This is a genomic window from Marinomonas ostreistagni, from assembly GCF_016461785.1.
Lineage (GTDB): Bacteria > Pseudomonadota > Gammaproteobacteria > Pseudomonadales > Marinomonadaceae > Marinomonas > Marinomonas ostreistagni_A.
The window spans coordinates 202214-225267 of record NZ_JAEMUH010000005.1 but is presented as its reverse complement, the minus strand read 5'-3'; the positions used below and the strand labels follow the sequence as shown (position 1 = coordinate 225267).

Genomic DNA, 23054 nt, shown 5'->3' with positions numbered 1-23054 from the left:
GACATAACTATTTAATGAACGCATCTTATCTTTCAACTTCAGATCAATAAACACACAAAAAGAAAAGTATTTATTAACCAAATTGAAATAAACAGACTATCCCTAGTTAAACCTAACCAAATATTCAACTATAAGGTGGAACCAATAGACTTTTAAATAGCATCATGTAGCAACTAAAATAATCTGATAGCATAATTTTAATGTGATGCCGCTCATGTTAGATTCCTTCACCCAACTTGCACAAGTTGTACGTAATCCATCAATAAGTTTACACATTGTCACAAGCAGATAGACCGTAAACTAGTTGCTGGATTTTGTTGGTATCACCAACTTTAAAACAATAATTAAAACGTTCTATGAGCGCATCACCCCTGGAGAATTTCTATGCAAGCATTCATTGATTTCCTCAATGGAATCATCTGGAGCCCAGCACTTATTTACTTATGTCTTGGCGCAGGCCTTTTCTATTCCATCTTGACCCGTTTTGCTCAGGTCCGACATTTCAAAGAAATGTGGTCATTACTGTTTAATTCGACGCCATCTGAAAAAGGCATTTCTTCCTTCCAAGCCCTAGCAGTATCTCTTTCAGGACGTGTAGGCACAGGTAACATTGCAGGTGTCGCTGCCGCGATTGGTTTTGGTGGTCCAGGCGCAGTATTCTGGATGTGGGTAGTTGCATTCCTTGGCGCAAGTACAGCTTACGCAGAGTCCACTCTAGGTCAAATCTACAAAGTTAACGACAATGGCCAATACCGTGGTGGTCCGGCGTACTACTTCGAAAAAGGCCTAAGCATGAAGTGGTTGGGCGTGTTGTTTGCCCTAGCGTCTATCATCGCGTGTGGCGTGTTCCTTCCAGGTATCCAAGCTAACTCTGTCGGTAACGCAGTGGCTCAAGTATTTGGACCAGGTGAAATCATCAACTCATCCTTTGGCTCTGTCGGCACCACCAAGCTTGTGGCACTGGCCGTGATTTTGGTTGTCCTTGCTTTCATCATCTTCGGTGGTATCAAGCGTATCGCAAACTTCACCCAGATCATCGTGCCATTTATGGCAATGGGTTACATCATCATGGCCTTGATCGTTGTTTTCCTAAACGTTGATCAAGTACCTGGCATTTTCTCAATGATCATCTCTGATGCCTTCACTGCGCAAGCAGGCTTCGGCGCAGCGATTGGTTGGGGTGTGAAACGTGGTGTTTACTCTAACGAAGCTGGTCAAGGTACTGGCCCTCATGCAGCCGCAGCGGCTGAGGTTGAGCACCCAGCACAACAAGGTCTAGTACAAGCGTTCTCTGTATACGTTGATACACTATTTGTATGTACTGCCACAGCATTGATGATCCTGATCACACAACAGTACAACGTACAAGGTACACTGCCTGACGGTCAGTTCATTGTTCAGAACATACCTGCTGATGTCATCATCGCTTCACCTGCGTTTACGCAAATGGCTTTACAGAGCATCTTTGGTAGCTTCGGTTCAATCTTTGTTGGTGTTGCGCTGTTCTTCTTCGCCTTCACAACGATCCTAGCGTACTACTACATCGCTGAAACGAACGTAGCTTACCTACGTCGCGCGCTGAAAGTAAATGTACCGCTAACATTGGTGAAACTGTTGATCATGTTCATGGTTGCATACGGTACTGTAAACACTGCAGGTTACATCTGGAACCTTGGTGATGTGGGCGTAGGCTTGATGGCGTGGTTGAACATCGTGGGTATCATTGTGATCTTCTTCATGGCTCGTCCGACGATGAAAGCTCTTAAAGACTACGAAGACCAAAAAGCTGCAGGCGTTGAGGAATACACCTTCGACCCGAAAGCATTAGGTATTAAAGGCGCAGACTTCTGGGAAAAACGCCTAGAGAAAAAGCAAGCGAATAAATAATCACTTCTTATTTGAAGATTTGCGAGAAAGCCACTTAGGGCAACCTAAGTGGCTTTCTTTATGCGCGACAACAGGTGATGGAAGTATCAAGCTTTACTGTTTGAGCTCCCCTGATCTAGCGTACTAGAGGGCAGTTCACCAAATAACAAGCGGTAATCTTTCGCAAATTGGCTCATATGCCAAAACCCCCAATTCGCAGCAATGTCCGCAATACTAGCGCTGGAAGGGGCGACTAAAAGTGCCCGACGAACACCGTTGAGGCGCGACATACGAAGATATTGAATTGGACTAATACTAAGAATGCTTTCAAAAGCATACTGTAATGTACGACGACTCACATTGGTCACTTGGCAGAGATCCGTTACCGTTACAGGCGTATCAGAATTTTCGTTGATCCAAGCTCTAGCGGCATCCACCACCATCTTTCGATGATGATAACTCTGCGTTTGCGCAGGGGCTGGCTGCTCCGTTTTTAATACCTCAAGTAACGCTGTCATTAGCAAATCTCGAGTCAAGCGTTCAGGCATTGCACTCGCACCCTGTAATGAGCGATCCAATACAAAACGTACATCATTTAACGTCTTATCTGGCAAAGACAAACGACCATGAGCATTGAGTTCAGCCCAATTTAGCTCTACACCATGAATGCCCGCCATGTGATTCAACGTTTCTAATTGAACGACCATGCCAAACAATTCGTAGTCCTGTGGCGTGGTTAATTCAAATTCGCAGTCACCCGGACGACACATAATGTGCTCTGAACGCACGGATAAGCCATTGATGCGCGACTCTTCCTGCTGGGCAAGTGGAATACCTAACCATACTGAGTCAGGCCACACCACGCATTTTTGCTGTAACGCTTGGCTAGTACTTTCTTGGAATACCTGTAAATCTTCGAAAGGTAACTCTGCAATTTTGCCATAGAAGCCACCACGACTGGTTTGGTCATACTCTTGCTGCCAATTTGTCAGATTACCAGCGTGCAGGTCCGCATCAAAAGCTTCTTTTAAGACAACCGAAGCGCACCCTTTTGGTGCAAATATATCTTCAAGCCCAGTCATTGGTTTTCTCCGAATATCAAATTTGCGCAAAACTAAAACACGAATTCATTGCAAAACATTGATATATATAATGTTTTTATTATTGCCAAAATTCGATAACGCCTTTCCATCAACATTTTCCACAATGTAATGAGTAACAAGTTTGAACGCAGCAATTCTCATGCCGAATAAACCTGCGTTATCAGATTGGTTCTTTACCTTAGACGCAAAGGCTTTCAAATGACAAATGCTTCTTCAAAATTTCGCTTTCGACACACCGTAGGTGAGCGCACTTTCGGCTTTCAAAGCTTAACCGAGCTGATGGCAAAAGCGACGCCTGCACGCTCTGGCGATCGCCTCGCTGGCGTCGCAGCAGACACCGCAGAAGAACGCGCCATTGCACAAATGACATTAGCGGATGTGCCGCTGAAGTTATTTCTAGAGGAAGTAGTAGTCCCATATGAAGACGATGAAATCACACGCCTCATCATTGACGAGCACGACAAGTCCGCTTTCGCTCCCATTTCACATTTAACCGTTGGCGGTTTGCGTGATTGGTTGCTCAGTGATTTGGCCACCCCTACAACATTGCACGCTATTCGTGCTGGGGTCACACCAGAAATGGCCGCTGCCGTCAGCAAAATCATGCGCAACCAAGACTTAATACTGGTCGCTAAAAAGTGCCATGTTAAGACGGCTTTTCGCAACACAATTGGCTTACCCGGCCACTTATCCACCCGCTTACAACCCAACCATCCGACCGATGATCTAACTGGCATTGCAGCCAGTATTTTAGATGGCTTGATGTACGCCAACGGCGACGCCGTAATTGGTATTAATCCAGCGACGGACAACGTTGCTCAAGCCTGTCGTCTTATGAAAATGATGGATGACGTGATTCAACACTACGAGATTCCAACTCAATCCTGTGTACTCACCCACGTTACTAATACCATTGAATGTATTGAGCAAGGTGCTCCGGTGGATTTGGTGTTCCAGTCTATCGGTGGCACACAAGCGACCAACGATAGCTTTGGTTTTAACTTGGCCACCCTTGCCGAGGCCCAAGATGCCGCCCTGTCTTTGAAACGAGGCACAGTTGGCAATAATGTGATGTACTTTGAAACGGGACAGGGCAGCGCGCTTTCCGCCAACGCACATCACAATGTCGATCAGCAGACCTGTGAAGCACGTGCTTATGCGGTTGCACGCAAATTCAACCCTTTGTTGGTCAACACGGTGGTTGGCTTTATCGGCCCAGAATACCTTTACGATGGTAAAGAAATCACTCGCGCCGGCCTAGAAGATCACTTCTGCGCCAAGTTACTCGGTTTACCTATGGGCTGTGATGTGTGCTACACCAACCATGCTCAAGCCGATCAGAACGATATGGACAACTTAATGACCCTGTTGGCCGTATCAGGATGCACCTTCATCATGGGTATCCCAGGCTCTGATGACATCATGCTGAACTATCAAACCACCTCTTTTCACGATGCCATGTATGTGCGCCAAGCCTTAGGATTGAACCCATCCCCTGAATTCGATCAGTGGTTAAAACATACCCGTATTTTCCAAGACGACCAATTTACCCTTAACCACAAGATACCTGGCGCCTTTGAGCATTCATTGAACCGTTTATTGGGAGGTGCTTAGTATGAAGCGCATCTTTCCTACCCATCCTATAGAAGAAGCTGTCGTTGAAAACCCATGGCACAAACTGCGCTCGTTCACCGATGCGCGTATCGGTCTTGGCCGTGCGGGAGTCAGTGTTCCCACCAAACACTTACTGGCCTTCCAGTTAGCCCATGCTCAAGCGATTGATGCGGTGCATTCACCGCTCAATATTGACGGTCTGACCGCTAGCTTCGCTGAGCAAGATTGGTCGATGGAACACACTCCTATTCGCTTACATAGCCAAGCGGAGAATCGCGCCACCTATTTGCAACGACCAGACTGGGGACGACGCTTACATCGTACGTCGATTGAACGCTTACAAGAGCACTCATCATCGCGCTCTGAGCCTTATGATTTAGCAATCGTAATCGTCGATGGTTTATCGGCTTTTGCAATCGAAGAAAACACAGTGCCCTTTTTAAATGAGCTGTTACCCCGCCTTCAGGACGATGCAACTCCTTGGTCGATTGCCCCGTTGTGCATTGTGGAGCAAGGGCGCGTAGCTATAGGTGATCCCATCGGAGAGATCCTGAATGCTCGCTGCGTCATTGTACTAGTCGGTGAAAGACCAGGACTTAGCTCACCCGACAGCATGGGCTTGTATCTCACTTGGGCTCCCAAAGCGGGGTTAACTGACGCTTACCGTAACTGTATTTCAAATATTCGCTTGGCAGGCCTAAACCACCATGATGCGGCCCGTAAAGCCTACTACCTACTTAGCGAAGCGCGCACCAAAAAGCTTTCTGGCGTACAGCTAAAAGATCGCACCGATGACTCGGTACTGGAACACGATAACGAACAACACAACTTTCTTGTCTCACAAACCAAATAACGAACTAAAAACATAAGAGGAACACACATGTCTGATCAAATGGATCAAGAATATCTGGCGAAACGCCAGTTAAAACGTGGCACTGCAGGCTGGCTACTCTTAGCAGGCTTAGGGGTGTCGTATGTTATTTCTGGTGACTTCGCCGGCTGGAACTTTGGTATTGGCGAAGCCGGCTGGGGTGGCTTTGCCATTGCCGCCGTTCTTATGGGCGTAATGTACCTAACATTGGTGCTGTCATTGGCAGAAATGTCTGCCTCAATCCCTGCAGCAGGTGGCGGCTACAGTTTCGCACGTCAAGCCATGGGTCCAGTGGGTGGCTATATGACGGGCTTGGCAGTCTTAATTGAATACGCACTAGCGCCTGCGGCCATCGTTATCTTCATCGGCTCTGCCGTAGAAGAGCTACTAGGCTTCAACGGCCCCGTGGTCTACGCCTTATTCTACCTTGTGTTTATTGGCATTCACTTGGCAGGTGTTGGTGAAGCATTGAAAGTCATGATGGTGATTTCAGGCTTAGCAGTGGTCGCTATCCTTGGCACGGCGGTGGCATTGATCGGTGATTTCGATGCCTCTCGTCTGTTTGATATCGCACCAACTGACGCAGCTGGCGCATCCGAGTTTATGCCATTTGGTTGGTACGGTGTGTGGGCAGCATTACCATTTGCAATGTGGTTATTCCTTGCGGTAGAAGGCGTGCCTCTAGCAGCAGAAGAAGCGAAAAACCCAGCGCAAGACGTACCTAAAGGCATCATTGGTGCCATGATCTTCTTACTATTCACAGCGGTACTAGTGGTATTCCTGCTGGCTGGTGTGACGGGGGCAGAAGCCATTGGTAGCAGTGCTGTTCCTCTAGTAGACGCACTAAACGTTGCTGGTAAACCTGTTTTGGCAACAACGGTTAACGTCTTGGCTCTAGCGGGTCTTGTCGCGTCCTTCTTCTCAATTATTTACGGCTACAGCCGTCTGGTATTTGCTTTGTCTCGCGCAGGCTACTTGCCAAAGGGCTTATCTGTTACCAATGAACGCAAGGTGCCTGCTCGTGCCTTGATCGTACCAGGCGTATTTGGCTTCCTAGCATCTTTAACGGGTGAAGGAGATCTGATGCTAGGTATGGCCGTTGTTGGTGCAACCGTGTCTTACGCGCTGATGGCACTGAGTCACATTTTACTTCGCGTGAAACAGCCTGACCTACCTCGCCCATACAAAACACCGGGCGGCGTGATCACATCAAGCATCGCCTTGGTATTGTCTCTTGTGGCGCTAACCGGAGTGTATGCCTACGATCCACGTGCCTTTATGTACACTTTAGCGCTATTTGTCATCGGTGCTGCGTACTTCTTCCTGTATAGCCGCAATCGTTTGGTGGCAAAAACACCAGAAGAAGAATTCAACATGTTGGCAGCGGCGGAAGCTGAGCTTTAATACCACTTTGCTCACACGCTAAGTGTTTAGAAAATCTAGTACAAAAAAGCGCCTCACGGCTCCCTAATCGTGAGGCGTTTTTTTAAGTTTCGACAACGCTTAACCACACCATGACGAATGACATCCGCGCAGTCCATCATGGGAATCCACCAATGTCCTATCACCCCTGATCGATCGATGGCGCGCCCCGTGCCAAATTTCAATGTCTGTTGATCACTTCCGGGCAACCAGGTTTTGAATAAGCGATCCCAAATCGCGAGCAACACACCAAAATTACGATCATAATGCGCCACATCCGTAGAATGATGGATCTGATGCTGAGCCGGAGAGATCAACCACTTTTCTATGCGTGGACCATAGCTCAATACCACCATTGAATGACGCAGGTTAGCGCCCAGTACATTGAACAAGAATGTCGTCACTAACACACCGTAGATTTGCCACAAGGACACTTGATTAGGAAACAGCACCAAGAACACGCTAACCAGAACACTTTGGACACAGAGAGAACGAATGAAGAACAGCCCCCCTTCGACAGGGTGTGTACGAAAAACGGTGAATGGTGTCAGCACTAGAGCGCTATGATGCACCTGGTGAAAAGCCCAAAGCACAGGGATCTTATGTAAACACCAATGAGTAAAGAACCGAGAGAAATCGTCTGCTATCACATAGCAGAACGTAAACAACACCATCACCCAAGTGGTCGACCAACCTAGGCCAAGGGGTGTCAAACCTTGTTTTTGCCAATAGTAATATAAGCCACTGATCCACAAGGCGTGAGTCAACGTTTTAGGGATCAACAATGCCAGCAACAGTCGATTGCAAAGCCACAACCCGACATCGGTTCGGGAAGATCGGCTCAACCAAACCTTAGGGGATACATAAGGCAGCAGACGTTGCCAGCCATGCTTACCATAGCGCCAATAGAACACGACGAAAGCGAACCCGACAGCACTTAGCAGATACCATAGAGAGACTCGTTTTCGAAGGTCCAATAAAGAAGAGCCTGCCGCAGCAAGCTCTTCCATAAGCCATGTTAAATAGCTTTCTAGCATACGCTAAATCAGTCGTTTTCAGCGCTCTGTGCCGCAGCGTTTAATTGCTCTAGCACATCGCTCATACCCGCTGTTTTGTCATTCAGCTTAGCTTTTAATGCAAAGCTTTGTGCCAGCAAGTTTTGCACTTTGATCATGTTCAGCTTGTATTCTTGCATCGGACCCGCATTGGCTTGAACGAAGCCACCGTTACCGTCCAGCGCGACCACTTGTGCATCACCGAACAATACTGGGCTAAAGCCGATCAAACGATCTAAACCTGCTTGAGCATTACCTAGATCACGGCCAGCAGCTTCCAACGCTAGCGCAAAGCCTTTTAGCTCACCCCAGTGTTTCACGTAGTTGCGGTATGCTTTAGATACATCACCATGGGCTTCTTCAATCACTGCGATTTTTTCTAGGTCCGCGTAAACACTGCCTGCATACTTGAACGCAGCCTCAGCAATCACTTGTTGCCACGCTGTCGCGATCACCGCTGCGCACTCTTTCAGCTCAGTTCGTTGTGCATCGGTTAATGCCTTACCTTTTGCATCACTGATCAACTGACGGCCATCAACAAAGGCTTGCATAATGGTATGGAAGTAGTTGGTTCCTGCACTGGCATCCACGCTGGCTGCATAGTAAGCGTGAGCAAAAGCCATTTCAGACTTCAGATCCACCACGCCATCACCGTTCGCGTCCGCTTTAGCGAAAACTTCAGGGTTTTGCTTCGTGATTTGCACCACTTCTTTAGCGCTTAAAGACAAACCATTTGCAGGTGCACCAAAGTAACCGAACGCCTCATCCCAAACGTGCTCTTTACCCGTGTAAGCTGTGCCTGGCTTGTAAGCTTCGTTGTTCGGATGCTGATCCGCTTCTAGCTTTTCTTCTAGGTAATGGTTCACGGCTTTGTTGTAGAACACAGCACCCATGGCAAATTTTGAAATCAACTGTACGTAATCATAACCGTTGACTGGATCATAACCCGCTTTTGTTTTTGCAGCCGCATCCACAAGTTGTTCTAACAGTTCTTGGCCTGTTGGGTTACCTGGCCAGCCGGTGATCACACCATCGTAAGCGCTTGATAGTAAGTCTTTACCAGAAGAAAGCTCATCGATGCTACTCTGCTTCACAGGGAAACCGTCTTTGCTAACCGGATCAAGAATTACACGACCAGCTTCTGTGCTAGAAAAGTAGGTGTTCATTTGTGCTTGATCACCTGTACCCGCTACCTTTTTCAAAGAGTTATGCAGTGCATGACGAGCAATTTGACCACCATAAGAGACCGAACTGGTTGCCGATCCATCATAGCCTTGCAACGTTACACCAAACTCATAGGGTTGAGCCGCTATGACACTTGTAGAGCAGGCAACCAACAAGCTAAGGAGTGTTTTTTTCATTGTTTTATCCTTTAAAAGGTAATTTTAGTTGATAATGTTAACCAATATGAGAAGAATCTAATGTAAGGAGAAATGTAACAATACCGATAACTATTATCAATATCAGATCAAAACTAATCGCTTTAACTTCTTTCAAATGCTGGATATATAAGAAAACAGACTTATAATTGCTACACTTTTTTATGGATAACAAGACCAATAGGTCGCTTCACTCCCCCTAACTAGCAGTGATTCGGAGCAATTATGAAAAAAATAATCCTCAGCACCCTTGCCGGCTTAGCGCTGTCTTCAACCGCTATGGCTGATTTCCCGAACAAAGACATCCAAGGCATTATCCAGTGGGGCGCAGGTGGCTCTACAGATACCGTGATGCGTTCTGTATCACCGCATGCTGAAGAAATACTTGGCACTGACATCATTTTGACCAATCGCACTGGCGGTGTCGGTGCCATTGCCACCAAATACGTCAATGCCAAAAAAGCGGATGGTTACACCCTACTAATGGGTGCAGAAAATCCGCAAATGTACAAAGTCTTAGGCTTGGCTGACATTGATTACAGCGACATGATTCCTGTTAATGTTCTAGCACGTGGTATTCCAATGCTGGTCGCGCAAAACGATGCGCCGTTCAACACAATGCAAGAGATGATTGACTACATCAAAGCAAATCCTGGCAGTGTTAAAGTCGGCTCGACTGGCCAAGGTGGTTTGGCTTCTATCGTTATGGCGATGATTGAATCTGAAGTTAAACTAGACGTTACAACCATCCCATACAATGGTGACGGTCCAGCTCTGACAGCACTGCAAGGTGGCGCCATTGATGTGATGCCAGCGGTATTAGGCGCAGCGGTGCAACATATTAAAGCGGGCCGAATGAAAGCCATTGCATTGGTTGATAATCAACCAAGCCCTGTTTTACCTGAAGTAGGCATCATTACTGAAGCTCTACCTGGTTTAGACAAATACCTACCGTACGGTCCTTTCTTTGGTGTCTTTGTAAAACAAGGCACGCCAGATGAAGCAGTTGCTAAACTGACTGATGCTTTCACTAAAGCGGCGCAAGCTGAAGATTTCCAAACTTTGATGAACAATCGTGGTTACGGCATTATGAATCTATCAGGTCAGCCAGCTGTCGATTTCCTTGAAAACTACCGCTCTGTTTCGTCTTGGCTAGTACACGATGCAGGCTTCTCAAAGCGTTCTCCAGAAGAGTTCGGTATTCCACGTCCTTAATCAATGCATGTAACGGAGCATGTTGCAAAGCAACATGCTCCGAGCTTCGGAGCTTCTATGTCTAGGCTGCCATCTCGCTACCCTGGCGAAAGGCTGTTCAGCTTTTTATTGGTCATTTTCAGTATTTTTCTGTTGTGGCGTTCCTACCTTATTTCTGGCTTTTCTGAACTCAGCTCACCAGGCGCTGTGCCAATCGGTGCATCAGCGATGATGGTCTTAGCATCATGTATTGCCTTTACTCAGAGTCTCAAAACACCTTTGGATCAAGAAGCCCGCTTCTTCTATCACTGTTTCCCTCCGGTTGTCGGTTTCGTGATGGCTTTGGTGTTAGTGTATGCCGTCGTACTTGAGCAACTTGGCTTTATTGCCACTTCGATCATCTTTTTATGGGTTGCTTTAAAGGTCTTATCCCAACGTTCGGCATTATGGTCACTTGGCCTAGCGTTACTCAGCCTTGTATTGATATACGTGGTCTTCCGCCTCATTTTTCAGATTGTACTGCCAGAAGGAATTATTCCTGAGCGAGCGATCCTCGCAGCCATCTCACGCTTTTTCGGAGGAGAGTAATTATGGAAGCTTTAAATTACTTTGCTTTATCATGGCTCTCCCCTGAATTGTTAGCCCTTACCGCATTAGGTACTTTTTTAGGTATTTACGTCGGTGCAATCCCAGGCTTATCCGTTACCATGGCGGTATCGATTCTGATCTCGTTCACCTTCTCGTGGGACGTCAATCATGCCTTGTGTTTGATGGTCGGCATCTTCATGGGAGGGGTATACGGCGGCTCACGCACCGCCATTTTGCTCAATATTCCAGGGGCGCCATCGGCCATAGCAACGGCATTAGATGGCTACCCACTGGCTAAGAAAGGCTTAGCCGGTGAAGCCATCGGCTTATCCACCGTGATGTCTGTGATCGGTGGCTTTGTCGGCATCTTCGTTCTAGCCATTGCCGCACCCACCATCAGTGAATTCGCGATCACCTTCCAGCCTCGCGATTACTTACTGTTGGCGATTCTAGGATTAACGTTAGTCGGTTCTCTTTCATCCGGTAGCCTTGCCAAAGGCTTGTTTGCTGGCGCGATGGGGGTACTGGTTGGCACCGTTGGGCTAGACCCTTTAACCGCAGAAGAGCGCTTTACTTTTGGCATCATTGAACTGTGGGACGGCATCAACGTGATCGCAGCAATGATTGGTTTGTTTGGTGTGTCTGAGGCGCTCCATCAGCTACACCATTTAGACAAAGCCATCATCAAGCAGAAAATTTCTCGCATTATTCCACCTTGGGCCGATGTGCGTCGCTTCTTGCCACTTAGCATTCAATCTTCTTTCATCGGTGTCATCATAGGTGCCTTACCTGGTACTGGTGGAGACATTGCAGCATTGATGGCGTACGACCAAGCTAAGCGCTCCACCAAAAAGCCTGAAGTACCATTTGGGCAAGGGGCTAAAGAAGGCCTGATTGCGCCCGAAGCGGCCAACAACGCTGCCGTGGGTGGTGCCTATATACCGATGTTAACACTTGGGATTCCTGGCGATGCCGTAACGGCTGTGTTTATCGGCGCGCTGTTCATTCACGGGTTAAACCCAGGGCCACTGCTGCTTATTGAACAACCGCATATGTTCTGGTTCACAGTGGGTAACTTAACCCTAGCCAATATTTTTGTCTTGATCTTTGGTTTGACAGGCATTCGCATTTTCTCGAAATTGGTTGAATGCCCGAAAGGGGTATTGATACCTCTCATCTTGCTGTTATCCGTAGTGGGCGCTTATGCCATCAACAACTCAGTTGTTGATGTATGGTGGATGTTGGCATTTGGTGTCTTAGGCTACTTTATGCGTCTGTATAACTACCCTATTGGCCCCGTTATACTAGGCGTTATTTTAAGCAAGCTAATAGACGAAAACTGGCGCCGCGCCATCTTGTCTGAGCGAGGCGATATGGGACAGTTCTTTGCGAACCTGTTCTCCAGCCCCCTTTCGAGTGTTTTGCTTGCTGCCATCGTATTCGCCTTGTTTACGCAAACTCCGCTTTGGACACGCTGGTTAAAGCCCAAACTATTCTCCAAAGTCTAGCCATTACCCTCCCTTATATCGATAACACGGTTTTCACCGTGTTATCGAATCAAAACGATCTGAAAACTCACCATAAACCGCTTCCATTCTGGAACAAAAAACCTATGATCGCATTTTTATAACACCACATTCATAGAGAGGTTGTGTGTGCTAAACGAAGAGTTTATTGATCTGCTAAAGGGCCTTATTCGCGCACCATCCGTAGTCGGTGCTGAGCATTCTTTCTTTCGCGTTTTACAGCGTGAGCTAGAAGAACGTGGCGCCAAAGTAACCTGGTACGAAGGAGTATTGGTTGCCCAAGGTAGCGACCCATTTAGCACTATGTTTTCGGCACACATTGATCGCCATGGGTTGGTATGTACCGGCCCTAATGAGTTTCAATATGCCGCCTTCGTTTCCGCGAACCGCACTGACTTACTCAACAACTCCGTCTCTGAACAGTTGATGACAAAGGTTACCGAGCGCTTCAACCAAGAACGTGTTTACGCATATGAAACATGGTCAGGCGGCTATCGTGGTAAAGGCGTCATCCGCAACGGCTACATTTGTGAGTTTCGTAACAACCTGATTTTCGAAGTGGATGGCTTAGAAGGCGTGGTCGCAGGCACTCCTGTTGCTTTTGAAGATACGCTGTCGAAAAACGGCGACCGGTTAGAAGGGCAACTGGATAACGTACTTAGTGCAGCCGCTTTGGTACATTTATTCAGTTTAGGGTTTAAAGGTACGGCTTTCTTTACCGCACAGGAAGAAGCTGGTAAGAGCTGGCGCTACTTATTGGAGTGGTTCCGTCGCTTCGGTGGTACCACTAACCGCCTGTTTGTGGTGGATACCAGTCCATTCCCAGATATTGAAAGCGCTAATGAACAACTGTTGGTACTGCGTGAGAAAGATGCTAACGCATCATTTAACCCTGAAAGTACTGCACTACTTGAGAAACTGTGTCAGGACATTGGCTTTAGCTATTTGTTTAAAAACCGTTATGTGGAAGCGGAAAACGAAAAACTGGTTGCTAGCGGACAATCCCCCAACTCATTAGGTAGTACCGAGCTTGGGCGCATTATCGCCGCATCCAATGGTTTAGTGGATGGCACAACATTACAGATCCCTACAACGGGGTATCACACCATGCATGAGTCAGCCTCAATTGCGTCCATCAATGCGTTTTTAACCATGTTGACGGCGATTGCGAATCTTTAGCTTGTACACAATTAGCGCTTTTGCCCCTTGTTCAGGCTATTCACTGGGCAAGATGTGCAAAAGTCATGTAATTAACCCGCTCTATTATTAGCCAATTTAATGAGTATCGAACTGAGAATTGTGTAAAGAAGCCAAAGAGTGTCAATTTTTTGTCAATATGCTTCAAGATCATCACAAAGCAGACACTTCTTGCACTTTCTTGTCTCATACACAAACTCAAAACTTGATGTACACTGTTTACATCATTTAATGACATTCCCCTAAGGAGAGAGACATGTCTAACATCTTTAAAAAAACCGCTCTTGTTAGCAGTATTCTTGCTGCAACAGCTGCAACGACTTTAGCGCATGCCGACCAACCAGCAGCCGGCTTCACTTTAACACCTAGCATTGGTTACTCTGCTCCAGATAACAACCGCGACATTGAAGATGATCGCGCGTTTGGTTTGAGCTTTGGTTACCAATTCGATAATCCATGGGCGGTAGAGTTCACATACTTAAACTTAGACAGTGAGCTTAGCACTGGACAAGATATTGATGCGGACCAATACCGTATCGATGGTCTATATAGCTTCTTTAATGAATCAAGTTTAACGCCTTACGTTGCCGCTGGTTTGGGTGCTACTGAATACAGCAACAACCTAGACGGTGATGGCAACACTCAGCTAAACGCGGGTGGTGGTTTAAAATACGCGTTGAATGAGCATACTTCTCTACGTGCTGACTACCGTGTGGTAGAAGACTTAGAAGCAGATCACACTGATCAAGTGGCAACCATAGGTTTGATGTACGCTTTTGGCGGCAAAAAAGCTGAGCCAGCACCTGTCGTAGTAGAACCAACGCCAGTTGTAGAGCCTGAACCAGCACCTGTTGTCGAGCCAGAACCAGCAGCAGCACCAGTAAAAACGGTATTACCATACGACATCCAGTTTGCCTTCGACTCTGCACACGTTGCTCAGTCTGAGTACTCGGATCTTCAGAGCATCGCAGACTACCTAGCAAATAACCCTGAGCAAGTGGCTCAAATCCGCGGTTTCGCAGATGCCATCGGTACAGACACTTACAACCAAGAACTGTCTGAAAAGCGTGCTCAAGCAGTTGCTGATCGCCTAGTACAAGAGTTCGGTGTTGACGCTAGCCGTCTAGACACTGTTGGCTACGGTGAAGCGTACCCAATTGCGGAAAACGACACGAAAGCGAACCGTCAGATGAATCGCCGTGCAACAACGGTTTCTTTCTCTTCTCGCGAAGCGATGGAAAACGATATGCCTAACTAAGGTTTATCTCGTATACAAAAAAACCAGACTTCGGTCTGGTTTTTTTATGCATGCTATAAAGGGTTAGTGACAATTGCCTTTTTTAGCTTGCCCAGGTGGGCAAAACTTCCCCGAATCCTGGGAATCATTCCCTTTATGATGGTCACCACTTCGACTTGCTTCCACATCGACACCCGCAATTTCTCCAGCGACACGATGTACCGAACAACCTGACAGTACTAACACAGAGCTGATTAATAGGATCATCATTTTCATAGACATTATTCTCCTGCAAATAACTTAACCATAGACAAAATGCCGCCTAATGACTGTCTCTCTTACACTTCGCATACGAACTTTTCGTAGCCTAGACACTTACTCTACCGCCTTGCCTTACGTGGCTCTTGATGAGATAGCACCATGCGAAGCGAGTCACCACATAGGCCACCATCAAACCGGCGATCACCAGCTCTATCGTGGCTATCCAATACAACTGCTTCGCATATTCTGACAGCCAAACATGCTGGGAAAAGACCTCTGACGCCTTGAATAACGCCGTTGGACTGATTACAAGAGGAAAGGTAAACGCTGCGTAACCAGGACTAAACGGCAGTGCCAGTAAGTGCCATAATGAAGCGTAAATCACACAGGTCATCAACAATGCCACACCTAGCAAGATCATCACCAGCAAGAAAGAAGGTTGTTCCATGACCGTTAAATAGGCCGTCAACGTCAAACTGGCTGGCGCCGCTAAAATGGCCAATGTCGGTTTAGCTTGATCCGGTAACCCTTCACCAGTAATCAGTCGATAGAGCATAAAAGGTAATAAGGCCGCGTAGCTGCTCAAACCAAACCAGACAACGCCTTTCACTAAGCCTAAGTACTGTGTATCAGGGACGGTTAGTGCTGCAACACTCAACCCAACAGGCGGTACAAACCAACTAGGAATTAACTCTTTTAAAGAACGAGCACGAACGCGATGCCAAATAAAGGCCACTAGAAACATAAGGTGAGCCACCACGGCAGCGCTCCATAATGCTAAGGCAAAGGCGCTAGACCAAGCCGTTAACGCTAAAGAAATCACCATCGCCGCCATGGCAAAGGTGGGCACCACACTGCCAACCACAGGGTGGGACAAATCTCGCCATAGACTCTTAGGGTGTAAAATGAACTTCGTCGTCAGCAATAGTAGCAACATCACGGCAAAGCCCAACAATCCCAAACGTAGCCACCAAAGGTCTGGCATAACATGATGTAGCACAGCACTTAGAGAGGCCATCCCTAACGACAGACCTGCCAAGGGCGTTGGGGCATTCAGCAAAGCTTGTCTGACAGTATTCATGGCATCTCTCCTATAAGAGCAAATAACAATCACACCATCTTAAACGTGCTATATTGAATAGAAAATCTATATGTTTTAAACAGTCTATTTAGAAAATCAAAACATGAAACTGACCCTACACCAGCTGCGGACCTTTTCAGCCATCGCGCGCTTCGGCAATCTTAATCAAGCCAGCGAAGAGCTATGCTTATCGAAAGGAGCTTTGTCACAGACATTGCAACAACTTGAGCAACAACTGGCGACAGAACTTTTTGATAGAGTTCAGCGCCGCTTGAAGCTCAATAGTCAGGGGCGCTTACTGCTGCCCTTAGCAGAGGAAATGCTTTCACGAGCACAAGAAATCGAGCAGCTATTTGGCTCTAATGACGATCAACCTGAAGTGCTAAATATCGGCGCAAGCCAAACCATCGGGAACTATATGCTACCAACTTTACTCGCCTCAAAACCCACTTCATGCCAAGTCAAAATCCAAATAGCAAATACTCAAACTCTATGCCAGCAATTGCTGCGGTTTGAACTCGATATGGCACTGGTTGAAGGTCAAAATACTCATGCAGAGTTACAAGTAACGCCGTGGCAACAGGATGAAATGGTCTTAATTGCTGCGCCTAACCACCCTCTCTTAGACAAAGGTGGCATCAGCTTAACGGATCTGGACGGTCAGCCGTGGGTGCTTAGAGAAGCCTATTCAGGTAGCCGCGAGCAATTCGAACGACACATTCGCCCAGCACTCACAAACGTAAATCAAGTCATGGAATTTAGCAGTCTTGAATCGATTATGCTGGCCGTCGAGAACGGTTTAGGGCTGTCATTCATCTCATTGATTGCCGCCCAAGCACGTTTAGATTTAGGGCGTATTGCTAGATTGCCCTATCCAAACCATTTTTACCGCCAATTATCGATTGTTCAGCATCGTCATAAATACGCTTCCAAAGGAATGAAAACGCTCACCGAGCACTTTCTTAACGCTATCTAAACTCGACGCAACAAAAAAGGCGACGGTCAATGACTCATCGCCTTTTGTATAGGTTTAAAGCGTTTCTAGATTACGCTTCGAAACGGTCTAGAGACTCTAGCGGGTAGAAGTCTGGGTATGGTAGAGACGCCACACCAGAATCCACTGCCGCTTTTGCAACCGCAGCTGATACTTCTGTTAGCAAACGTGCATCCATTGGTTTCGGTAGAATATACTCTTTACCAAATTCAAGCGCTGCACCGCCGTAAGCCGTGATAACGTCTTGTGGTACTGGCTCTTTCGCAAGATCTTTCAGAGCGTGAACCGCTGCCACTTTCATCTCTTCGTTGATCTTCGTTGCACGAACGTCCAACGCACCACGGAAGATGAATGGGAAGCCAAGTACATTGTTTACTTGGTTCGGGTAGTCAGAACGGCCTGTTGCCATGATCAAGTCAGAACGTGCCGCCAGTGCCGCTTCTGGGTTGATCTCTGGATCAGGGTTAGAACATGCGAATACCACTGGGTTAGCGGCCATTTTCTTAAGCTGCTCAACCGTTAGTAGATCAGGACCTGATACACCAATGAATACATCTGCACCTTCGATCGCATCATCTAGTGTGCGAGCAGGTGTTTCGATAGCAAATGTTGCTTTGTACTCATTTAGGTCATCACGGCCAGAGTGAATCACACCTTTACGGTCAAGAACGAAGATGTTTTCACGTTTCGCGCCACAAGCAATGATTAGGTTCATACATGCCGTCGCTGCTGCACCCGCACCTAGACATACGATTTTCGCATCTTCGATGGCTTTGCCTTGCAGTTCAAGCGCATTCAGAAGACCCGCAGCCGTTACGATTGCTGTACCGTGTTGGTCATCGTGGAATACAGGGATTGAACAACGCTCGATTAGCTGACGCTCAATTTCAAAACACTCAGGTGCTTTGATGTCTTCTAGGTTGATACCACCGTAAGTGTTCGCAATACGTGCAACGGTATCGATGAAGGCTTCTGGGCTTTCTGCTTCGACTTCAACGTCTACTGAGTTAACACCAGCGAAACGCTTGAATAGAACACCTTTACCTTCCATTACTGGCTTAGAAGCCAATGGACCGATGTTACCCAAGCCTAATACTGCAGAACCATCAGAAATTACGGCAACTAGGTTACCTTTACCAGTATAACGGTAAGCCGTTTCAGGATCTTTCGCGATTTCGCGGCAAGGTTCAGCAACGCCTGGGCTGTATGCCAAAGAAAGATCACGTGAAGTCGCTGTTGGCTTGCTGATAGTGATGTTTAGTTTGCCTGGTACAGGTTTCTCATGGTACTCAAGCGCCGCTTGTTTTAGATCTTCTGCCATTTTTGTTATTCCGTCTAATTAGTAGTGTTGTTCGTTGCTTTGCAGCATTTGGGTGACTTTCTGGTGTGAGTAATGCTTGTGGCATTCACCTAGAAGACACGCCTTATCGTTATAAATATAGTATGTCGTCATTGCGACGCCTCAATTCTACGTAAGTCTTGAGGATGTTTCACCGTTAAAACCACCGATTTAAAGCGATCTTTTTGGTGTTTTTTGCGTTGGTATTGCCAACCGCGTGCTTCAACAAGCTTTCCTTGAAGAAAATACACGTCTTTTTTGTGCCAATACTGCTCCGCGTAGCGAGGAATATTGATCACTAAATCTTGTTCCGTCTCCAACCACCAGCCGCCGCGATTGTACGTGACAGAGGTGATTTTGGATTGCGTTAGAGCGAACCCGGAGTTAGGTTGCCACGGTTTCGGTGTCTGCCAAACACCTCGTTCCGCCTGTCTTGCGCTGTACTCAGCCTTATCTAGGCAATCTTGGTAAGCGATATTAGGCGGCACCGCAACACGATAACCAAGCCCTTCTGATAGTAACTGACTTGATATCGAGGCTCGATCTTTCGTAAATAAATAATACAGCTTACGACCATAACGATCTTCACTTTCTTGGGCGCTTTGCCAATAAATATGATCTCCCGCAAGCACTTCCAAACGCTGTTTGGCTTCTAGCGCAAACGCATCGTGTTTGCCGTGTTCATGGTCTAATTCAGGTGTATTGATGCCGACTAAACGGACTTTCCGTCCATCGGTCAGGTGCAGGGTATCACCATCAATCACACGTTTTACCGCAGCGCGATGAAGTTCCCCTTGGGCCAGACACTGAGCATAGCTATCAAGTGATAGGCATAAAAAAAGCGCCAAGAAAACTTGGCGCTTTTTTTGAATCAGCATACGTGCCATCCACCAATTACTTAGTAGAACGACGAGCTCCGAAACGCTTGTTGAAGCGATCAACACGACCACCTGTATCAACCATTTTCTGTTGACCAGTGTAGAAAGGGTGGCAGTTGCTGCATACGTCGATGTGCAGGTCGTTGCCTAGTGTTGAGTTTAGAGTAAGAGTGTTACCACAAGTACAAGTTGCAGAAACAGCTGAGTAATTTGGGTGGATATCTTTTTTCATCGTTTTTTACCTTAAGGTTTGGTGTGCCGCCACTTAGTCAGTAATCGTTGCTAAGCACCGCACGATTCGTTGTACATCAATTGTACAGTGGTACCAAGAGCCGCGTATTTTAGGCGTCTAAACGCCATTCGGCAAGCCCTTTTACGATAATTTCGCCCCTTGAAAACCCATGAAAAGTTCACATTTTCCATTCAGACTAACGTACACTTAACTGATAATCTGTTACATGAAATCTTTTTGCTGATAAATCAAGGTATTAGTCTTTATATGGTCGATGCACTGCTTACTCAAGACCCGTACGTTAAAGTGGCGCTTAATGTGCCTTTACGTGCGACCTATGACTATAAAATCCCTAAGGCATTGGCTTATCGTCACCACATACGCCCTGGTATGCGCGTCAAAGTTCCTTTTGGTAAAGGGGATCGACACAGCATCGGCCTAGTGATTGAGACCTGCTCTAACAGCGACTATGACGATGCGCAGATTAAACCTATTACGGCACTGTTAGATGAAAGCCCGATCCTCTCTAAAGAGTTGTTCGATTTATGCGCCTGGGCGGCACGTTACTATCACCACCCAGTTGGTGAAGTGTTTTTTCACGCTCTACCAACTAGTTTACGCAAGGGTGAACGCCCAGAGTTTCGTACCGAAACCTGGTGGTTTTTAACTGCAGAGGGCAAAGCCACTACGGCTGAGTCGCTGAAAAATGCCAAGCAACAAAAAGCCTTTCTAGAAGCTGCTCAACAACATGAAGAACACGGTTTAAGCCCACACTTATTGACCGTACTAGAACTCACCACTGCCGCTGCCAAAGGTCTCGAAAAGAAAGGGCTGGTGCGCAGCGAGCAGCGTAACTTCATCAAGTCGGTTGAGACGCACGCTCATCAAAAGCAAGTACCGCCAACATTAAATCTTGAGCAAGCCGCAGCCACTAAAACGATCTTAGCCATGCGCAATGAATTTGGCGTGGCCTTACTCGATGGCATTACCGGCAGTGGCAAAACGGAAGTTTTTTTACGTGTGATCGACGCCTTGCTCAAAGAAGACAAGCAAGTCCTAGTGATGGTGCCAGAGATTGGCCTAACACCTCAGACTCTGCGCCGCTTTGAAAATCGCTTCAACACCGATATTGTGTTGATGCACTCTAATATGACAGATCGCGAGCGCCTAGATGCTTGGCTCATGATCGAACAAGGGGAAGCCAAGATCATCATTGGCACACGTTCTTCTGTGTTTATCCCAACGGCTAACTTAGGGCTTATCATCATCGATGAAGAGCACGATGCGTCTTACAAACAACATGAAGGGTTCCGCTACCATGCCCGCGATCTCGCCATCAAACGCGCCCATACACAAAACATTCCTGTTTTGTTAGCGTCAGCGACACCTTCTTACGAAAGCTTGGCAAACGCTCTACAAAAACGCTATTTGTGGCTTAAGTTACGCCAACGTGCGGGCGATGCCGAACTGCCGCAAATGGAACGAGTTGATTTACGTGGCCAAAGTCTTAAGCAAGGTTTTAGCGAGAACACACTTGAACGTATGCGCCAAACCTTAGAGCGTAAAGAACAGGTGCTGGTGTTTTTGAACCGTCGTGGCTATGCCCCAACCTTGATGTGCCATCAATGTGGCTGGATCGCTGCATGTGATCACTGTGACGTGAACCTCACTGTGCATAAGCGAGCTAATAAACTCCACTGTCACCATTGTGACAGTCATAAGGCACTACTGCATACTTGCCCTGAATGTCACAGCACTGAACTGTTTACAGTTGGCGAAGGTACAGAGCAGGTCGAGGGGGTACTCAATCAATTGTTCCAACATACACCGGTGTTGCGAATTGACCGAGACAGCACTCAGCGTAAATCAGCACTGACCCAGATTACCCAGAAAATTCACGAGCATGATCAAGCCATCCTGGTGGGCACACAGATGCTCGCCAAAGGCCATCACTTCCCAAATGTGACCTTGGTAGTGATTATGGATGCCGATGTGGGATTATTCTCTTCAGACTTTCGCGGTATGGAGCGCACGGCGCAGCTTATTACTCAAGTTGCTGGACGTGCTGGTCGAAGCTCAAAGCGTGGCCATGTATTGCTACAGACTTATCACCCAGATCACACTGCAATTCAGTGCCTGTGCCAACAAGGCTATGAAGCCCTAGCCATGGATGGTCTGAGAGAGAGACAGCAATTATCTTTGCCGCCCTTTTATCATCAAGTCATCATTCGCGCTGAGTCGCAGCGCGAGCAGTACGCTATGGAGCTTTTGATGGCACTTAGGCAAGCCTTATCGATTCACTTATCGGAAGACATGCAAATCGTTGGCCCTTATGCTGCCATCATTGTACGTAAAGCAGGTCAACACCGCGCACTCTTAAATTTGAAAAGCCCACAGCGGGGCAATTTACACTCTTTAATTGCTTATGCGAGCAATTGGTTGGAGCTAAACACAAAAAATAATCGAATTCGTTTCGCTATTGACGTAGATCCTCTGGAAACTTTTTAACGCTCTGCGCATAATGGGCGCACTTAACCAATGACAACGACTGATATCATGTTTAACTTGATGCAACTCGCAACCAAAACCAGCCGCCCTAAAAAAGGCGCAACCAGAAGAGCGCCTGCGCCACCACCAAAGCGCTCTGCCCCGTTACTACTGTGGGTTGCCGTCATTGCATTGGTTCTAGGCTTTGTATTTATTCTGTTTAAACTAGGATCTGTAGATCCCTCTGCCAGTACTCCGGCTGCGGTGCAAAAAGTAATACCAACCGCTCCGGTAGCAAAAGTTCCAGAGAAGCCCAAATCAACTCCTACTGAAAGCCAAAATAAGCGTGAGACATTTGAGTTTTATCAGCTATTACAGAATAGCGAAGTCGATACCAGCCATGTAGATGCCTACGAATATCAACCGCGAGAAGAAGAAAACTTCAGTTATATGATCCAAGCTGCGTCTTTTCGCTCAAACACTGACGCAGATCGCTTGCGCGCAAAATTGATTTTATCGGGTTTAGAAGCACACATTAAAGCCAGTGAGAGCAAAGACGGCGGAGTTTGGTATCGCGTCACAGTGGGCCCTTTCGATACACGTTCTGCGGAAAGTCGCGCACAGGACAAACTAGCGCAGATGGGCCTCAACTCTTACACCTATAAAATCCAGAAAGAGCAATAATCGTTCAAAAGCGTTCTGTTTCTCACAGAGCGCTTGAAATCTTCCC

20 protein-coding genes are annotated in these 23054 nt (G+C 47.0%); 12 read left to right on the top strand and 8 right to left on the bottom strand.

The window, feature by feature from the left end; genetic code table 11:
- Positions 1-384: 384 nt before the first annotated feature.
- Positions 385-1887: an alanine/glycine:cation symporter family protein gene (locus JHD44_RS06830; RefSeq protein WP_199462016.1), complete on the top strand. Its 1503-nt coding sequence runs from the start codon at positions 385-387 to the stop codon at positions 1885-1887.
- Positions 1888-1973: 86 nt separating this feature from the next.
- Here the strand turns inward: JHD44_RS06830 and JHD44_RS06825 are convergent, their stop codons facing one another.
- Positions 1974-2948, bottom strand: coding sequence for a helix-turn-helix domain-containing protein (locus JHD44_RS06825; RefSeq protein WP_199462015.1), 975 nt, complete (start codon positions 2946-2948; stop codon positions 1974-1976).
- A gap of 219 nt (positions 2949-3167) precedes the next feature.
- Here JHD44_RS06825 and JHD44_RS06820 point away from each other — a divergent pair, with 219 nt between their 5' ends.
- From JHD44_RS06820 to eat, 3 genes are read left to right on the top strand one after another with little or no spacing between them, the layout of a single operon-like run.
- A complete protein-coding gene (locus JHD44_RS06820) occupies positions 3168-4583 on the top strand; it encodes an ethanolamine ammonia-lyase subunit EutB (protein WP_199462014.1) in 1416 nt (471 codons plus the stop codon).
- Position 4584: 1 nt separating this feature from the next.
- Positions 4585-5436 (top strand): ethanolamine ammonia-lyase subunit EutC, encoded by an 852-nt coding sequence (gene eutC, locus JHD44_RS06815; RefSeq protein ID WP_199462013.1) that lies wholly within the window; start codon positions 4585-4587, stop codon positions 5434-5436.
- Positions 5437-5463: 27 nt separating this feature from the next.
- On the top strand, positions 5464-6858 hold the full coding sequence (eat, locus tag JHD44_RS06810; protein ID WP_199462012.1) for an ethanolamine permease: 1395 nt from the start codon (positions 5464-5466) through the stop codon (positions 6856-6858).
- Positions 6859-6911: 53 nt separating this feature from the next.
- On the opposite strand, the gene JHD44_RS06805 is transcribed toward eat, so the two are convergent.
- The gene (locus tag JHD44_RS06805) at positions 6912-7913 is read right to left on the bottom strand and encodes a sterol desaturase family protein (RefSeq protein WP_199462011.1); all 1002 of its coding nucleotides are present in this window, start codon (positions 7911-7913) and stop codon (positions 6912-6914) included.
- A gap of 8 nt (positions 7914-7921) precedes the next feature.
- Positions 7922-9292, bottom strand: a complete 1371-nt coding sequence (locus JHD44_RS06800) for a DUF4856 domain-containing protein (protein ID WP_199462010.1) — start codon at positions 9290-9292, stop codon at positions 7922-7924.
- A gap of 243 nt (positions 9293-9535) precedes the next feature.
- On the opposite strand from JHD44_RS06800, the gene JHD44_RS06795 reads away from it, so the two are divergent.
- The 5 genes from JHD44_RS06795 to JHD44_RS06775 all read left to right on the top strand — a co-directional run bounded on the left by JHD44_RS06795 (position 9536) and on the right by JHD44_RS06775 (position 15073).
- Positions 9536-10525, top strand: coding sequence for a tripartite tricarboxylate transporter substrate binding protein (locus JHD44_RS06795; RefSeq protein WP_199462009.1), 990 nt, complete (start codon positions 9536-9538; stop codon positions 10523-10525).
- Between the two features lie 57 nt (positions 10526-10582).
- Positions 10583-11092 (top strand): tripartite tricarboxylate transporter TctB family protein, encoded by a 510-nt coding sequence (locus JHD44_RS06790; RefSeq protein WP_199462008.1) that lies wholly within the window; start codon positions 10583-10585, stop codon positions 11090-11092.
- A 2-nt stretch (positions 11093-11094) separates the two neighbouring features.
- Complete coding sequence (locus tag JHD44_RS06785; protein WP_199462007.1) at positions 11095-12600, top strand: tripartite tricarboxylate transporter permease; 1506 nt, start codon at positions 11095-11097, stop codon at positions 12598-12600.
- A 147-nt stretch (positions 12601-12747) separates the two neighbouring features.
- Entirely contained in the window at positions 12748-13797 is a 1050-nt protein-coding gene (locus tag JHD44_RS06780; RefSeq protein WP_199462006.1) for a peptidase M42, read from the top strand.
- A gap of 274 nt (positions 13798-14071) precedes the next feature.
- The gene (locus tag JHD44_RS06775) at positions 14072-15073 is read left to right on the top strand and encodes an OmpA family protein (RefSeq protein ID WP_199462005.1); all 1002 of its coding nucleotides are present in this window, start codon (positions 14072-14074) and stop codon (positions 15071-15073) included.
- A gap of 63 nt (positions 15074-15136) precedes the next feature.
- Here the strand turns inward: JHD44_RS06775 and JHD44_RS06770 are convergent, their stop codons facing one another.
- Both JHD44_RS06770 and JHD44_RS06765 read right to left on the bottom strand, forming a co-directional pair.
- Complete coding sequence (locus tag JHD44_RS06770; protein WP_199462004.1) at positions 15137-15328, bottom strand: membrane lipoprotein lipid attachment site-containing protein; 192 nt, start codon at positions 15326-15328, stop codon at positions 15137-15139.
- A 91-nt stretch (positions 15329-15419) separates the two neighbouring features.
- Positions 15420-16394: a TDT family transporter gene (locus JHD44_RS06765; protein WP_199462003.1), complete on the bottom strand. Its 975-nt coding sequence runs from the start codon at positions 16392-16394 to the stop codon at positions 15420-15422.
- 103 nt (positions 16395-16497) lie between these two features.
- On the opposite strand from JHD44_RS06765, the gene JHD44_RS06760 reads away from it, so the two are divergent.
- Positions 16498-17370, top strand: coding sequence for a LysR family transcriptional regulator (locus tag JHD44_RS06760; protein WP_199462002.1), 873 nt, complete (start codon positions 16498-16500; stop codon positions 17368-17370).
- Between the two features lie 70 nt (positions 17371-17440).
- Here the strand turns inward: JHD44_RS06760 and JHD44_RS06755 are convergent, their stop codons facing one another.
- The 3 genes from JHD44_RS06755 to rpmE all read right to left on the bottom strand — a co-directional run bounded on the left by JHD44_RS06755 (position 17441) and on the right by rpmE (position 19837).
- Positions 17441-18709, bottom strand: coding sequence for a malic enzyme-like NAD(P)-binding protein (locus JHD44_RS06755; RefSeq protein ID WP_199462001.1), 1269 nt, complete (start codon positions 18707-18709; stop codon positions 17441-17443).
- A gap of 128 nt (positions 18710-18837) precedes the next feature.
- Entirely contained in the window at positions 18838-19605 is a 768-nt protein-coding gene (locus JHD44_RS06750; protein WP_199462000.1) for a thermonuclease family protein, read from the bottom strand.
- Between the two features lie 16 nt (positions 19606-19621).
- On the bottom strand, positions 19622-19837 hold the full coding sequence (gene rpmE, locus JHD44_RS06745; RefSeq protein WP_067332970.1) for a 50S ribosomal protein L31: 216 nt from the start codon (positions 19835-19837) through the stop codon (positions 19622-19624).
- Positions 19838-20074: 237 nt separating this feature from the next.
- Here rpmE and JHD44_RS06740 point away from each other — a divergent pair, with 237 nt between their 5' ends.
- The gene (locus tag JHD44_RS06740) at positions 20075-22345 is read left to right on the top strand and encodes a primosomal protein N' (RefSeq protein ID WP_233401824.1); all 2271 of its coding nucleotides are present in this window, start codon (positions 20075-20077) and stop codon (positions 22343-22345) included.
- A gap of 30 nt (positions 22346-22375) precedes the next feature.
- The gene (locus JHD44_RS06735) at positions 22376-23008 is read left to right on the top strand and encodes an SPOR domain-containing protein (protein WP_233401822.1); all 633 of its coding nucleotides are present in this window, start codon (positions 22376-22378) and stop codon (positions 23006-23008) included.
- Positions 23009-23054 lie beyond the last annotated feature (46 nt).